Origin of the sequence: Vibrio sp. LB10LO1 (assembly GCF_010092875.1) — a bacterium.
Taxonomy (GTDB): Bacteria; Pseudomonadota; Gammaproteobacteria; order Enterobacterales; family Vibrionaceae; genus Vibrio; species Vibrio campbellii.
Genome location: NZ_JAADJW010000008.1, coordinates 93470 through 108726, shown reverse-complemented (window position 1 = coordinate 108726; position 15257 = coordinate 93470). Strand labels below are relative to the sequence as shown.

15 protein-coding genes are annotated in these 15257 nt (G+C 46.5%); 5 read left to right on the top strand and 10 right to left on the bottom strand.

The features are described 5' to 3' along the window. Window positions 1–22: 22 nt before the first annotated feature. Window positions 23–859: a DUF481 domain-containing protein gene (locus tag GXP65_RS08060; protein ID WP_050913932.1), complete on the top strand. Its 837-nt coding sequence runs from the start codon at window positions 23–25 to the stop codon at window positions 857–859. A gap of 64 nt (window positions 860–923) precedes the next feature. Here GXP65_RS08060 and GXP65_RS08055 read toward each other — a convergent pair whose 3' ends face one another. From GXP65_RS08055 to GXP65_RS08020, 8 genes are all read right to left on the bottom strand, one after another. Beyond that, the gene (locus GXP65_RS08055; RefSeq protein ID WP_005429336.1) at window positions 924–1592 is read right to left on the bottom strand and encodes a DUF2057 domain-containing protein; all 669 of its coding nucleotides are present in this window, start codon (window positions 1590–1592) and stop codon (window positions 924–926) included. Window positions 1593–1794: 202 nt separating this feature from the next. Then, window positions 1795–2940 carry an AI-2E family transporter gene (locus GXP65_RS08050; RefSeq protein WP_005429338.1) on the bottom strand — a complete coding sequence of 382 codons (1146 nt, stop codon included), beginning with the start codon at window positions 2938–2940 and terminating at the stop codon, window positions 1795–1797. Further along, window positions 2933–3619 carry a potassium channel family protein gene (locus GXP65_RS08045; protein ID WP_005429340.1) on the bottom strand — a complete coding sequence of 229 codons (687 nt, stop codon included), beginning with the start codon at window positions 3617–3619 and terminating at the stop codon, window positions 2933–2935. Before GXP65_RS08045 ends, GXP65_RS08050 begins: the two co-directional genes overlap by 8 nt. A 19-nt stretch (window positions 3620–3638) precedes the next feature. Then, window positions 3639–4526 (bottom strand): HlyD family secretion protein, encoded by an 888-nt coding sequence (locus GXP65_RS08040; protein ID WP_045383752.1) that lies wholly within the window; start codon window positions 4524–4526, stop codon window positions 3639–3641. 12 nt (window positions 4527–4538) lie between these two features. Next, a complete protein-coding gene (locus tag GXP65_RS08035; protein WP_005429344.1) occupies window positions 4539–4742 on the bottom strand; it encodes a DUF1656 domain-containing protein in 204 nt (67 codons plus the stop codon). Further along, window positions 4742–6412, bottom strand: coding sequence for a TolC family protein (locus tag GXP65_RS08030; protein ID WP_162092496.1), 1671 nt, complete (start codon window positions 6410–6412; stop codon window positions 4742–4744). The genes GXP65_RS08035 and GXP65_RS08030 overlap by 1 nt, the downstream gene beginning before the upstream one ends. A 10-nt stretch (window positions 6413–6422) precedes the next feature. Continuing rightward, window positions 6423–8606 carry an FUSC family protein gene (locus GXP65_RS08025; RefSeq protein WP_162092495.1) on the bottom strand — a complete coding sequence of 728 codons (2184 nt, stop codon included), beginning with the start codon at window positions 8604–8606 and terminating at the stop codon, window positions 6423–6425. Window positions 8607–9015: 409 nt separating this feature from the next. Then, window positions 9016–9867 (bottom strand): DMT family transporter, encoded by an 852-nt coding sequence (locus GXP65_RS08020; RefSeq protein ID WP_162092494.1) that lies wholly within the window; start codon window positions 9865–9867, stop codon window positions 9016–9018. 202 nt (window positions 9868–10069) lie between these two features. Between GXP65_RS08020 and GXP65_RS08015 the strand changes: the two genes are divergently transcribed. Both GXP65_RS08015 and GXP65_RS08010 read left to right on the top strand, forming a co-directional pair. Beyond that, window positions 10070–10948, top strand: coding sequence for a 6-carboxytetrahydropterin synthase (locus GXP65_RS08015; protein WP_045374257.1), 879 nt, complete (start codon window positions 10070–10072; stop codon window positions 10946–10948). A 61-nt stretch (window positions 10949–11009) separates the two neighbouring features. Then, entirely contained in the window at window positions 11010–11897 is an 888-nt protein-coding gene (locus tag GXP65_RS08010; RefSeq protein WP_162092493.1) for an aspartoacylase, read from the top strand. A gap of 77 nt (window positions 11898–11974) precedes the next feature. On the opposite strand, the gene yidZ is transcribed toward GXP65_RS08010, so the two are convergent. Both yidZ and GXP65_RS08000 read right to left on the bottom strand, forming a co-directional pair. Continuing rightward, window positions 11975–12934: an HTH-type transcriptional regulator YidZ gene (gene yidZ / locus GXP65_RS08005; protein ID WP_162092492.1), complete on the bottom strand. Its 960-nt coding sequence runs from the start codon at window positions 12932–12934 to the stop codon at window positions 11975–11977. Continuing rightward, complete coding sequence (locus GXP65_RS08000; RefSeq protein WP_162092491.1) at window positions 12909–14099, bottom strand: MFS transporter; 1191 nt, start codon at window positions 14097–14099, stop codon at window positions 12909–12911. Before GXP65_RS08000 ends, yidZ begins: the two co-directional genes overlap by 26 nt. 132 nt (window positions 14100–14231) lie before the next feature. Between GXP65_RS08000 and GXP65_RS07995 the strand changes: the two genes are divergently transcribed. Both GXP65_RS07995 and GXP65_RS07990 read left to right on the top strand, forming a co-directional pair. Then, on the top strand, window positions 14232–14702 hold the full coding sequence (locus GXP65_RS07995) for a GNAT family N-acetyltransferase (protein WP_162092490.1): 471 nt from the start codon (window positions 14232–14234) through the stop codon (window positions 14700–14702). A gap of 91 nt (window positions 14703–14793) precedes the next feature. After that, the gene (locus GXP65_RS07990) at window positions 14794–15252 is read left to right on the top strand and encodes a GNAT family N-acetyltransferase (RefSeq protein WP_162092489.1); all 459 of its coding nucleotides are present in this window, start codon (window positions 14794–14796) and stop codon (window positions 15250–15252) included. The last annotated feature ends 5 nt before the right edge of the window (window positions 15253–15257 follow it).

Here is a 15257-nt window from a genome sequence, read left to right as displayed (position 1 = left end):
TTCAATCGCTTAGGATTCAAGGATGATGAAAAAAGCAGGTTGGGCAGTGTGCCTTGCGGCGCTCACTTCTTTTGCTACGATGGCTGGCGAATGGGAGGTGGAAGTGGGTGGCTTTTTCTCTCGCACTGATACAAAACTCAACGCTTACGACCCTTACCTCGACAAAATTCGCACCATTGATTTCGAATCTGATCTCGATTTGAAAGAGTTCACTGTGCTGCCTTATGTCGAAGTAGAGTATTACTTCAACAAAAAGCACAGCATGTACGTTGATTGGCGTAGTTTGCATCGTGAGGCAACTCGCACGGCGGTAACTAAGCCTTTTGAGGTCACGATAAATGGAACAACTTATGCGGTTCAGGCGGGTTCAAAACTGACCACAGAGCTGAATATCGATATCGCTCGCCTAGGCTATGGTTACCAGTTTTATACTAGCGATAAATGGGCCGTGGACGTGTTGGCAGGCTTGCACGTGATGTGGTTGTCGTTAGGCTTAGATGGCAAGCTTGGCGCAAAGGTGAGTGGTGTTGATGAGATCCCAGTGATGTTTGTCGATGACGCGGTATTGAGTGATGTTACGGCGCCTTTGCCTGATCTAGGAATCCGAGCCGAATACTCACTGAATGAAGATTGGATCTTGAAAAGTCATGCGCAGATTTTCTATCTCGCAGTAGATGATATCGAGGGCTATTTATTAGAGCTCGATGTCGGCGCGAAATACTTCTTTACCGATCAGTTCAGTATGACGGGGTCATTCAACTATTACGAAGTCGGCGTGGACTATGAAAGTGATAAGTCCGCGCTCGATGTTACCTACCGATTCTATGGTCCAATGCTGACCTTGGCGTATAAATTCTGAATTAAAAAAGCCACACTCGAGTGTGGCTTTTTGCATTGAATCTTTCGTTAACTACACAACGGGCTTATTGCTGGTTGATGTAGTCTTTAAAGCGCGCTTGTGTCTCAGCGTCCGCTTTTTGGTACCAGAAATGTAGCATTTCTTCAGCCGTTGAATCTGCTTTCATTGTCGCAGGCTTAGTTTGCTTCATGTCTGCTGGAATTTTTGCAGGAAGTGTTACAGGTTGAACCGCTGCTGTTGCAACACCGATTGCCGCTACGCCACCAGTCTTGTTGTAATCTTCCACTTCGCGCACGTAATCACGACCGATTTGCATGCCAGGCTTGATTAGCTTGTCTTGCTCTACCGCAATTGCATTGCCAGAAGCATCAATCAGTTTCCAATCTAGGTCTTTGATTTTGTCTTCCGCTTGGCGAAGGTCACGGTATTCAGGAACTTGTAGGCTTAGTTCTGCGTCTGCTGCGTCGAAACGAGTTACGATAACGTCACTTTCCACGCTTAGGCGATCATTGCCTTGGCTGAAGTATGGTGAGTAACGGAATACAACTTGGTTAACGCCATCTGGTAGAGTTAGTGAACGTTCAGAAGCAAAGAAGCCACCCGATAATTTCACTTTCTCGCCGTTAGCCGCCAAAATAGAAACGTCGTCAGGTACGGTTACTGTCACATCCGCGAAAGCCATGCCACTCATTGCCAGAGCAAGCGCGCAAGTTAAAGGCTTGATCAATTTCATTGTTTTTATCCTAAGCACTGTATTAGTGGTCATCGAGAGTGCATCGTTCATTGTCTGATTGCAACTCCCTAATGTAAGAAGATTGAAAATTTAACAAGAACGTCATTTTAATCGGATAGCAAACAATGAAACTGTGAACTTAGTTGCGCAAACCGCTGCAAAGGCAGCGGTTTGTTTCAATTGATGAGGTGATTAATAAAGATTAGATGCCCGCGCCGTGGCCTGATTCGGCTTGTGCTTCATCCTTCTCTTCTCGCAAGCTCTCTTCTTGCTGTTGTGCTTTCTCAATGCTTAACCACCAAACGAACAGTTCGTACCAAATTGCTAGGATAACGGCACCCAAGAACAGACCAACGATGCCGTAGAAGAGCATACCGCCGATTGCACCAAGCAGAATCACTGGCATTGGAACATCAACCCCGCGGCCCATCAACATTGGTTTAAACAAGTTCTCAGACAGCGCTGCGACCACAACCCAAACCGTAAACATGGTTGCTGTGCTCGTGTCGTTGGTCATGTACATGTAGCCAACCACTGGCAGTACAGCAAGCAGTGCAGGGAGCTGAGCGATACAAAGAATCATCAGAATCAGAGTCAGTAGGCCTGCTGCCGGAACGCCAAAGATAAAGAAGCCCGCACCAATCAGTAGCGCTTGGATTGCAGCGACACCCACTACGCCAAGCAATACACTCTTAATGGTTGCGGCAATAAGCGTTGTCCAACTCTTCGCGTTATCACCTGCCGTACGTACAGCAACGGTTCGCAAGCCAGAGGCAATTGACTCCGAGTAAGTCATAAAGCCAGCAGCAATCGCTAGTGAAATGATAGAAAGTAGCAAGCTACCTAGAGCACCACCGACCATGCCAAGCAGAGACGTTAGACCCGACTTGATTTGTGGCATGAAGGTTTGAATTGCTTTTTCTAAGTTAGTCGCAAACAGTGTCCATACTTCGTAAAGCTTGTCACCGACAAGAGGCCATTCAGCAACAGAAGGTTTTGGACCAGGGATTTTGATGTCACCGTTTTGCAGTACTTCAAGTGCGTGAGTTGCACCATCAACAATAGAGCCCGAAACCATGACAAGAGGTGCCACCAGAAGGGCGATACCCAACAATGCAATTGTCGTTGCGGCTAGACCACGTTTGCCACCGTACACCCTTTCCAGCTTTTTACAAATTGGCATCAATGCTACCGCGATGATGGCACCCCAAATCACAGGAAGAATGAAAGGTTTGATGATGTCGTACGTAAACATCAGCAAGATTAAAATCAAGCCGATTCGTATAGCAGATTCCACCATGTTACTGATGAAAATCTTACTCTCATTTTTTTCCGATTGTTTATCCATTTTTGTTTACCTGATGTTCAATGTTGGAACTGACGAGACTTGAAACAACAATCGCCATATAAAACACGCCTACAATGGCCTCTAAATACACAACGACTTGTGCCAATGGTGTTAGAGGGCTGATGTCGCCGTAACCTAGTGTGGTTAAGGTGACGAAACTGAAATACGCTGCATTTGAGAAGTTCTGCCCCCAAGAGATGGCTTCCATCCCTGTGAAGGAGTTTGGAGAGAACTCAAGAAGAATGAGGTAAGCAATTGCCCACATTAGACCCAACAGCAAAAACAGGGCAACTGAGCCAATCACTTTGTTGGTGTTCACATGCCCAGTGAAAAGAATTTGTCGCGCAATAGATTTGAACGTACCAAAGAAGAACGCGAAGGTGAGAGCAAGCATCACCACATCCATCTCTTTAATGCCCAGAACGGCCTTGATGACGATCACTACGACCCAGGTGCCAAGCAAGGTGTAGAGAAAGCGCGACCAGTTTTTGTCAAAGCGCAAGCTCGCCATGCAGACGATAAAGGTGATGATGGTGAAACCTTGCAATAGATGCTCCATTGCTCCTTCTCCAACAACCTGTACAAACGCACCGCCAATCAATAGTCCGATAAGCGCTAGGGTCAGATAGAAGAAGTTGTTTTCTTCATTGATATTTTTGAGTTTTTTTCCAATAACCATGGTTATGCCCTTTTAACTCCTACTCTTGTTCTTGTGATGAGTCTTTCATCACCATGATGGAAGCAGAAAGGCCAAAGCGAAGGTCAACGCCTTCTGGCAATTCATGTAGAGAAACGCGAACGGGAATACGTTGCGCTAAGCGAATCCATTGGAATACCGGATTCACGTTTGGTAGCAGGTTGTAACCCACCGTGCCGTCTTTAGGTGCGATACCCCAGCCAATCGAGTCCACCGTAGCGTCGATTGGTGTGTCTGGGTGAGACATCAAGGTCACACGAGCATCGCTACCCGGAGCGATTTGCGCCAATTGACTCTCACGGAAGAAACCAAATACCCAGAAGCTATGTTTGTCGATAAGTGCCACTAACGGCTGGTTTGCCACGGCTTGTGTGCCGTTACGGATATCAAGGTTAGAAACAAAGCCATCGACCGATGCGTACACTTTGGTGTAGCCAAGATTTAGGCGTGCAGATTTAAGCTGTTCTTCTGCTGATTTGATTTGCAGTAGGGACTCTTCATAAGTGATCTCACGACGGATGAGGTCTTTGTGAGAAACTGCGCCGCGGTCTTTGGCACGAATGTCTTTTAAACGATCGTACTCGATCTTTTTACCGCGAGAGCTGACGATCGCTTTTTCCAACGCCACTTCCGCTTGTGATAGGGCAACTTCGTAAGTGGTCGGGTCGATCTCAAATAGCAGGTCGCCTTGTTTTACTTCTTGGTTGTCCAGAACGGCAACATTAACGATAGGACCAGACACACGAGGTGCGACCTTGATAACGTTCGCGCGTACTTGACCATCACGGGTCCACGGGTTGTTAAAATACTCTTCGAATTTTTGATAGCCCAGCCATGCCGCGCCACCAAGAATGACAAGATTGAGTGCAATAACGAGTAGTTTTTTCATCTTGTTGGGCACCTAAAACTGTATATAAAAACTGTCGATGGCCACCACGTAAAACACCATGATGGCAATGAATGTCAAAGACGGAAACGCAATGAAACGAGACAAGCGCGTCTTGTTTAAAATGATCACCGTTATCCACGTGGCGGTGACGGCAAGAATCAACACCAGCAAAAACGGAGAAAAATAAACATCACCCCAAGAGAGTTCGTGTGGCATTACTGCACCTCCTCATCTTGCTCAGCACTATTTTTCTGGGCATCGTCCGCTTGCGCTTTGTCTGATGGTTGGTCAAGGCGAAGTGGTGGGAGAACACGTTCTTCCTCATCCAACAGACCATCCCAATCGCTGCGATCTTGCATCTGTTTAGCGGTGGTTTCGGATAGGAAAGGTTGGCCTGTTTGAGCCTCCCAGCCTCCTCCGAGTGATTTGTAGAGTGCGACGACTTGGTTGGCAACGTTGCCTTTGATGGTGGCGTAGCTGTCTTCTGCGCGGGTCATTTTCTCTACTGAGTTAAGCAGACGTTCAAAAGAGATCTGACCATTTTCGTACTGCGTCATCGAGATGTTGAAGGCGCGAATCGATGAGTTGACCGATTGCAGACGCAGTGATTTTTGCTCGAGATACAAGTCGTAGGCTTCCAGCGCGTTGGTCACTTCATTAACCGCTTGCAGCACCTTTTTGTTGTAGTTGGTGAGTGTTTCTTGGAAGCGTGCGTCTTCGAAGCGGATGTTGTTCTTCACTCGGCCGTATTGGAAGATGTTCCAACTGAATGTAGGGCCAACGACCATGGTCAGTGAGTCACTGAAACTGAAGCTGCTACCGTCTGGTACTGTGCTGTCGATACCGATTGAGCCGAACAGTGAAAAGCTCGGATAAAGTGCGGTTTCTGCGACCCCAATCTTGGCGCTTTGTGCGCGAGCCTGCATCTCTGATACTTGAAGATCAGGTCGACGCATCACTAAGCTCGCATCCACTTTGTCATCGAGTCGAGGTGGGCGAGGTACGATGGAGCGCTCGTCACTGCCTGATAAAGCAGGCTTTCTGCCGGATGATTTGAACTGGTTTTCATAATCCGCCATGCGCTGAGCGAAGCCTTCTGATTGCAGCAGCTTCTCCATCTCTTCCGGTAGCACGCCTAAAAGCAGTGCTAATGCCGTGCGGGATTGTTTCATCGCGATTTCAAGAGAAGGCTGTGCCGCTTTGGTGTTGAAGAGCTGGTTTTTTGCTTGCTGAACGTCGAGTTCAGTTACGTTACCCGAATCAAACTGCACCTGAGTAATATTCACCACACGCTCTTGGATCTCGATATTTCGACGAGAGAGCAAAATACGCTCTTGGAAAGTGCGGTAGTTGATGTAGTTACGCGCGACTTCGGCAGTGATAGTCACCATGATGTCGTGGTAAGACGCAATCGATGCATAGTATCCCGCTTCGGCAGATTCAATGCCGCGTGCGTATTTGCCCCAGATGTCCATTTCCCAGCCTGCGTCAAACGACAAGGCAGCGTTATTCACACCTTGGTCGTTCACATAAGCTCTGGCTAGGTTACCGGAGACGGTTTGCACTTGTGGATATTGCAATCCGGTTGAGATGCCCAATAGTGAGCGTGCTTGGACGACACGTAGTCCCGCCGCCTCAAGATCGAGGTTTTGTTGGCTCGCCATCTCAACCAGCTGGTTCAGCGTTGGATCGTTGAACTGCTGCCACCACTGCTGCAGTTTTTGCTCGGATTGCTGTGTGTCTTGCGCCGCTTTTTCTACCGACCAATCACCTGGCAAGGCGGTTTGCTCTGGGTGGACGTAATCCGGACCCAAAGTTGTACACGCACTCAATCCGAGAACAGAGAGTATGGCGAGGCTTGGTTTAGTTAGTTTTAGAAGCATCATATCCTCACCTTTAAAACCGCTTCTGACGTAAGTTCACCCAATCGATATCCTCGTAGGTTTGCTTGCATTGATTTATCGCTTCGAACACGTTCCGTTTTAAATTCAGCAAGATATAAAAACCAGCTATCTCTGAATAAGCGTAGTCAGATAAATCCAACTCACTAAAGAAATCTTCCAGTTTATTTTCAAAGGATTGGTAATCCTGGCTGTATTGTTCGAACACAGAATCGAGTTCGTCGGTCGTCTGGTGGCTTGCTAATGCACCGGCCATCAGAGGTAATATGGAATCGGTATGTTTGCTGCGTAACTGTTTGATAAGTGGGTTACTTAATAGCTTTTGTTCGGCGGCAATCAAGATGTTTACGTGGTTGCTTAAGGCGTCACAAGACTTGCTGAATGCACCAATTGCTTCTGGCGGTGTCTTGTCGAACAGCTTGTGGTTGATCTTCGCCCCCCACACTTTGAGCTTTTTAGAGGAAACGTTCAGCGTCACCAAGTGCAGTGAGCGTTTCATCTTATTAAATGTGGATTCAGGCTGTTCATGGTAGCTGGTAAATAGGTCGCCAACGTGCCTGAAATAGCGCTCTTTCAGTGTTAAGAACAAGTGTTCTGGACGAGAACTGAAAGGGAAGTAGTGCGCGAAGATGATCATGAACACCACCATGTAGAACAAAGTCATGATCGTCATCAGAATACCAAAGTGATAGGTCATGTTGTTGTCCAGACCGAGGACAAACAAGCCAATCATGTAGAAGATGGTCACTGGTCCTTTAAACAGGTAGAAACCGATAAAGGTGTAGATGAAGATGAACAAGCCGAGTTCGCCTCCGAGTTCCAATCCCGGCAGTATGAAGACGTATGAAGGCACCGCAAACAAGAAGCCAAACGTAAACAAGATCAGCAACATAAATGGGTGAACCGGAACAAACGACAGCAGTGACATGAAGATGGTGGAGAAGGTAACAAACGAGTAGCCACCCGGTGGATTGAAGTAAATCCAAATCAATCCTGCTACCCAATAGGTGGTGAAGGTTTTTACTGCGGTTTTGAAGTTCTCTGCATCCCACCAAAGGAATTTACTCTTCTGCTTCGGCAGATCTTGTTTGAACGAGACATTATTGGTGACCGAATCAATACAGCTGATGCTCTCCGCAAGGCGAGATAAGCTCTGATGCATTAGCTTGAGTAAGTGGCCCAGTGTCAGGGCGGAGCCTTTGACTAGATGGGGAGCGTCTGACAAAGCTTGTTGGTTGTAATCAACCTTAAATTCCTGAGCACGGTAAGCTGGCCCTTCGTTGTCCCACATTTCTTGGCAGGTTTTGAATAGCGCTTGAATTTCTTCGATGGCTTGATCGAAGTTATTGATGCAGCCTCGGTCTTGCTGGTGGCTAAAGTGGCTGTGTGCTGCCACGCTGAGTTCTTGGGTAATTTGCTTGTTGAAGTGAACAGCGAGTTGCCATTCTTTCATGTAGGCCGACACGTCACTACACTCGACACTTACGGCTGCGAAGCGTTGCTCTAACGCGTTTTGTGCGGCGAATACTTTGTCTAATAGGTCTTCTATGGTGGGTTGAGGCTCTTCATCCTCCTCTTCAGTATCTTGTTTACCTGAAGCTGGGACTAACCCTTGTTGCTGAGCTTGCCTCTCTTCGAAGTTCTGTAAGATTGCCGCGAACAGCGCTTGCTGAGCTTGGTTGAGCTGTTCAATTAGCTGACGAAGGTTTTGTTCTGTCTTCGTCGGCCATAAGAAAGTACCCACCAAAGTGTAAAGCACTACGCCAAAGATGGTCATGTAAGCGCGGTCAACCCCATACATGAAGGCACCTTCTGCATCGCCACCGTTTGACATCATCAAGGTCATCACACCGGTTAGCGCCAGCAAGGTTGGGTCTTTTTGATAGGCGTTACGGAAATAAAAGATAAAGGACACGACCACAGAAACGCTGAGCATGTACATAATGCGGTCTTGAGCGAACATGCCCACGAGCAATAAACCAATAACAGCCCCAACCAGGGTGCCAAGCACACGCAAAGTACCTTTAGCTAAAGATTCACGTCGGCTGCCTGTTGAAGCGATCAGCATAACAGTGGTCGCCGCCGTAGACGCTTGCGGCCAACCCATTGAAAACGGGATCAGATAAGCCAGAGTCAGGCTAAGCGCTACTTTTGTGGCGAATTTGCTTTTATCGTTCATAGTGTCACAGTTAGCTCAGGCTTATGGTTGTAAGTCGATGAATTTATTCAATCAATAATCAGAATTTCGTTCTGAATAAATCGCGGAGGCGGAATATAGCGATTGAAAAGAAGTGGTTTGTAAATCCTTTGTCAAAACCAAATGAGGTAAAAGTGCCCAAATCATCGTTCACTCCCCACCGCTTATGGCATGAGGGAAAAATGAGCAAGAAAACGTTTAACTAGAAAATCTCAGTACTGATACATATTTGCAGGAATTACCACACCAAATTTCAAATCAATATAAGTCGCCAGCGTCTTAGGTATTGAACACTTCCAACATTTTGTGAAAACAAATACCTAACAAAAGCATAGATGATGTTCTTGAAGTTTAGAGGAAAGTTTCGATTTTTTATTGGCTTGTCTGAGTGTTAAGCACTTTTTTGAGAGCGAGATAAAAATACCAAACTGATACCGCCAAGAATGACTGAGCTGGTAGTGATGGAATGTACAGTCAGCACTTCACCCAACAGAAAGCTTCCTAGCACTAAAGCAATAACTGGCACGGAAAGTTGGCTTACCGCCGCTTGCAATAATGTTAGTTTCTTCATCACTTGATACCAAAGCACGTAACCGCAACCAGAAGCGATGGCTCCTGATGCCACTGCTAACAGTATGCCTTTCGGCGTAAATTGCATCGTTCCAAGTAAGAAAGGTGAGAGCAAAAGCCCTAAGATAGAAGCAGTAATGAATCCCCAAGTAATGCCGCTGGTTGGTGTTGGCGCTTGCTTACCTAAGGCGGTAAACCCTGCCCAACAGATACCAGAAACCACCATTAATAGGGCAGACCAAACATCTGGGCGTGTTGCAGATGGCAACATTAGCCACGCAAACCCAATCAAAGAAACGGCAATACCAATCACTTCGAGGGGTTTAAAGCGCTCTCCTTGCCACCAGTAAATCACGAGTAGAGTCAGTTGTACGGCACCAAAAAGTAGCAGTGCGCCCGTTCCGGCTGCTAGTTTTACATAAGCAAAAGAGAACAGTGCAGCATAGCCAAATAAGGTCATCCCAGCGAATAAACTGAATCGACGAGAAGGGATCTGGCTGCGCCAGTTTCCGCGCAGCAGTATGATGACCATTAAAGTGACTGCGCCAGAGAACAAACGGATAAGAGTGAAACTGCCCGCGTCAATCAAATCGGCTGCCAGTGCCAAACGGCACAGCAACGAGTTAGCAGCAAACGCCAACATAGCAATTGCGGTCAGTAAAAATGTCGACATTTCTTATCCTCACGTTCGGTCAGAGCTGAAGTGTAGCGTTAAACAGAAAGTGTTAATTAGTTGATAAAGCGATTAGTTATAGCTGAAAACATAGTGCAGCATTGAGTCAAAAAGTCATCATTTTGCGAAATTGAGTAACAACGGCAAGTGTTATAGTATAACAATTTGATTTTAATGCTCGATATAGAATGAGGAATTCAGATTGAATCTATTTGTTAACGATCTCACGGTTATTGATGCTTCATACCTGTGTCAAACACGAGGCATGGTGGGTGAGAGTTGGATTCTGGACGTAGTAATGCATGGTGATCTCAATGAGATGAGCATGGTGCTGGATTTCTCTAAAGTGAAAAAACAAATCAAGCAATTGGTGGATCAATATGTTGATCACCGTTTGCTTATACCCGTAAAGAACGAGGCGGTGGAAATTACCAATGCCAAAGCGGGCTATTCTCAAGTGGATCTTATGCGTGGAGAAAAGAGTATTCACCTGAATTGCCCCGATGAAGCATTTTGTTTTGTGAACGCGGAAGACATCTCAATAGAGAGCGTAACGCAACACATCCACGACGTCCTGCAAGGTCATCTGCCAAGTAATGTCGCATCGATTGATCTGACCTTGCGTCATGAAAAACTTGATGGTGCGTATTATCACTACACCCACGGTTTGAAAAAACACGACGGTAACTGCCAGCGCATTGCGCACGGGCATCGTTCACCGATCCAAATTCTGGTTGATGGTCAGCGAGATACCGCTCGTGAGCACGCTTTTGCACAGCGTTGGCAAGATATCTACCTCGCATCCATCGAAGACCTAGTCGAGATTGGTCACCTGGAGCTAAGTGAACATGCAAGCCTCATCAACTGTGACACGCATTTTGGTTTCCGATACACCACTTCACAAGGTGACTTCCAACTTGCTATCGCACACAGCGAAACCGAGGTATTGAACACCGATACGACGGTAGAGTTGTTGGCTGTGTTTATCGCCAATGAAATCGCTCCTTCATTGGATGAAGGACAGTCGTTACAAATCATTGCTTATGAAGGCGTAGGGAAAGGAGCAATGGCGTTTCGCTAAGAAGGCGCCGCCGAATCTCAATCTAGACTCACTTTTACTCAATATTTGGAATATCACTTTTATGGACAAACTTAATCGTGTTCTGCTCGTAGCAGGTACGCATGGTAATGAGCTTTCTGGCATTTATCTTCAAAAGCTCATCAAAGATCGTCTTTACGATGCTGAACGCTCAACGTTCAGCACTCACTGTGTGCTTGGCAACCCGGAAGCGGTAAAGCAAAACGTTCGTTATGTTGAGACGGATTTAAACCGCGAGTTTGCGCTTGCGAATTCATCAGCCTCTTCTCATGGTGAAGGCGGGAGCCTGCAAGAGACAGAATTGGCAAAGCAATTTACCCAAACTCATGCCGCTGAAGAAAAGCAACTTATCGTCGATCTACATAACACCACCAGTAACATGGGCGCGACCTTGATTTTGGTTTCTAACGACGTGTTCTATCGCAAGATGGGGGCCTATGTGAAGCAACGTATGCCAGAAGCCAACATCTTGTTTGAAGACAGAAAAGCGTGGGATGACCAACCTTACTTGTGCACCACAGGGCAGCATGGTGTGATGATCGAAGTTGGGGCTCAAGCGCATGGTTCGCTAAAGTACGAGACTCTAAAACTGATGAAAAAGATGCTGACTATGGTGCTCGATTACCTTGAACAGCATAACCTTGGTCAAGTCGGTGAGTTGAACGACTACGACGCGTATTTTTACACCGAAGAAGTGATGATCCCTGTCGACCACGATGGTATGCGTGCCGCGATAGTGCACCCTATGATCTGTGGACGAGATTTCGAAGTGGTGAAACCCGGAGAACCCTTACTCGCAACTTTCTTTGGCTACGACATTTTTTGGGAAGGTAAACAGGAGATCTATCCGCACTTCATCAATGAGAGTGCGTACAGCAAAGCCAATATCGCTATGGCTCTTGCTGAGAAAAGGCAGGTTAATGTGGAATAAGCAGCGGCTGATTTGAAGAGCAATTTGAAACTCTAAGTGGGATGACATTTTCACCCCACTTAGCTGCTAGTTGCTCGTCACGATTGGCTGGAAAAAAGCGACTTAATGGTATTTCGTAACCACACCAGTTTTGGGTTGTACGCATTACGTTTGTGCCAAATCATGGTGAACGGGATCAGCAGTTTTTCTTGTTGTGGTTGCTCTAAAGGAATGGGTAAGCACACCAAGTCTGGATGCAACTTCTTGGTGTAACTCTCACAGTATTGCGGCGCTGTGGTCAACATATTGTGGTGTGGTTGCGCGGCCATAAACAGAGACTGTTCGAAGCTCGACATAGTTAAGCCAATGGAGCGCTGTAAACCAAGTTCACTCAACACTTCGTCCAGTGCCCACGTCTCACTCTTTTCCCAAACAATATTGATGTGTTGGTAACTCAAAAAGGTCTCAAGGTTCCATTCCTGCTCCAAAGCAGGGTGATCTTTGTGCAGGTACACCATAGGTAAATCTGAGAACAGCACTTCAAAATCGAGGAAGTAGGGAAGCAGGTCGAGTGATTCCTTCGAGCGAGGATGACTTTCTCTGCCGGTAAAGCCGATGTCTGCCTCGCCCCGCACAATCGCATCAAGTGAATCGTAATCCCAGTTACTGGTTTTGACTTTCGCATCTGGGTAGCGCTGGTGGATGGCAACAAGAAGATCATCAAGAATCGTCAGCACTAAAGGGGATTCAATGGTCAGATCAAAGCGTACGCCTTTTGGTGCTATATCGCTGCGTTTCTCCGCAATTTGGCTGCCAATTTGTAGCCATTCCGCCAGATCTTGCTCCATGCTCTGCGCTAACGGAGTCGGCGCTAATCCTTTCGGTGTTTTGACAAACAGAGGATCATCAAACCAGTCACGAAGCTTATTGAGCGATTTACTTACCGTTGACGGCGTGACGTTTAATTTCTTTGACGCTTTGGAAACACTCTGCTCTTGCAGCAGCAATTGCAGAGTGAACAACAAGTTGAGATCAAGACGGGCTAGAGATTTCTTCATAGTGGCTTTCATGAGCAGGCTTAGGAATAAATAGTATTAGAGCCAAGTTGATTACGCCACCTATTGCTAACACAAACACCAACATATTCAGCGCATTAACGCCGATGAACCCCATAAACCAGATGTAGAGGGCAGAGCAACATACTTGAGCGATGCCCAATAGTGAGCTTGCTACACCTGCACGTTGAGAGAAAGGGCTGAGCGCTTGACTCATGGCCACGCCAAAGCCAATCGAGAAGCCAGCGCAAATCAGCCCAAATCCGAATAAGTAAAATGGGATTCCCCATTGGTTTAGATGCGCAAAACCAATCACCATCGCAGCGCTGAGAAGCAAGGTTTGCGAAATCAGCATCAGAGTACGTTGCTTAAAGTAAGACAAAGCCAATGGCGCAGAGAAAGAAGTGATCATACTGACTAATGCCGTGCCTGCCATGACCGAAGAGTAGCCACCACGATCAAAACCAAGTTCGCCCATCACCAGCATTGGGGAGACATTCACGTAGGTAAGAATGGTGGTCACGCCAATGGCAGTAATGATGAGTCGGCTGATAAAAAAGCGTTCACAGAAGGCTTCTTGGTTAGAAGCTGAAGCGGTGTTTTGTTGTGGTATTACGCTAGGCTTTGATTCTTTGAGCACCAAGGTTGAAAGCAAACAAACCACCACACCCATGCCTGCCATAGTGGTAAACAGACTTTGCCAAGGGAATTTAAGCATGATCAAGTGCCCAACCACTGGCGCGATGACCGGAATGATGCAGGTAATGCCATTGAGCATAGATAGCACCTTAGCGCGGCGTTTGTCATCCAACGTGTCTCGTAGAATGGCAAAAGCAACTACATAGCAAGAGCCTGCTCCAATACCCTGGGCAAAACGTGCGATTAAAAATGCAGTGGATTGCTCAGCCATGCTGCCAAGTAGTGATGCCGCAATGAAGATCGCTGCGCCAACCATAGCAACGGGTTTTCGGCCAATGGAATCGGCAATCTTGCCTGCAAATAGCATAGTGGCTGCCATTCCCGCGAGATAGATAGAGAACGCAATATGTAATTGTGACTCGTTGGCGTGTAAATCGGCTGCAATTTGTGGCAAACCTACAAGGTAAAGATCAATCGCGGTAGGATAGAGTAATACAAGGGAAAAACTACAAAGCAGAAAACGGAACATAATAACCTCACTGACAACTGGCGAGGATAATAGAATGTGAAACGTTTGCCTGCGAGTGGGAATTACGACCGTAGGTATTTCCATTTACGACATACCCTGTATGAATCGAATGTAAATTAAACAAGGGTGACCATGATTACTATTGAAAAGTATACGCCATGTCGACACGCTCAAACCATTGAGCTGCAAGTCTTGGAAGATCAAGCTCAGTTTACGGTTGAGAATATTGGTAAGCGATTGGAAAGTCTTAAACCGACAGAGCTGCCTCATTTGATCCTTGAAGATGATCGTGTGGTCGGGTTCTTTTTATTTGATGCTGCGTACAGTGAAGATTATGACTTTTGCCCTCAAAGAAGTTTAGGTGTTCGCTCATTACTGGTGGATCATCGCCATCAAGGCAAAGGTATTGCGAAGCAAGCAATCGGACTGTTTGGGGATTTTGTTAAGTTGTATTATCCAACGTTTGAATTTCTCTACCTAACGGTTAATTGTCGAAACGTCCCCGCCTACCAGTGTTACCTAAAGGCGGGCTTTGAAGATACTAACGAGCTGTATCATGGTGGCCCGGTTGGGCCTCAGCATATCATGCGACAGGAATTGTAAAGAAGAACAAAGCAATAGATTGTACCTACTAAAATTTTGCAATAAATTTGATGCAACTGAATGAATAACCACGAACTCTCAAGGACGATATGTGAACATTGAAGTCGATAATTTAGAAAGAGCAGAGGTCATTGCGCTGCTAGAAGAGCATTTGCAAGATATGTATTCCACGTCGCCACCAGAGAGCGTACATGCGCTAGATTTGGATAAACTGAAAGCGTCAGAAGTGACATTTTGGACTGGATGGAAAGAGAAACAGCTACTTGGTTGTGCTGCAATTAAGGAATTGGACGAGCAACACGCAGAGCTGAAGTCAATGCGCACTGCGCCATCGGCAAGAGGTCAAGGCGTAGCGTCTCAATTATTGATTCATGTGATTGAGCAAGCAAAGCAAAAAGGGCTACGACGATTAAGCCTAGAAACGGGTTCGATGGAATTTTTTGAGCCTGCCCGTCTGCTGTATGAAAAACATGGCTTTGTCTACTGTGAGCCGTTCGGGGATTACGAACTCGATCCGAACAGCCAATTTATGACCCTAGAGCTGAGCTAGGGCCA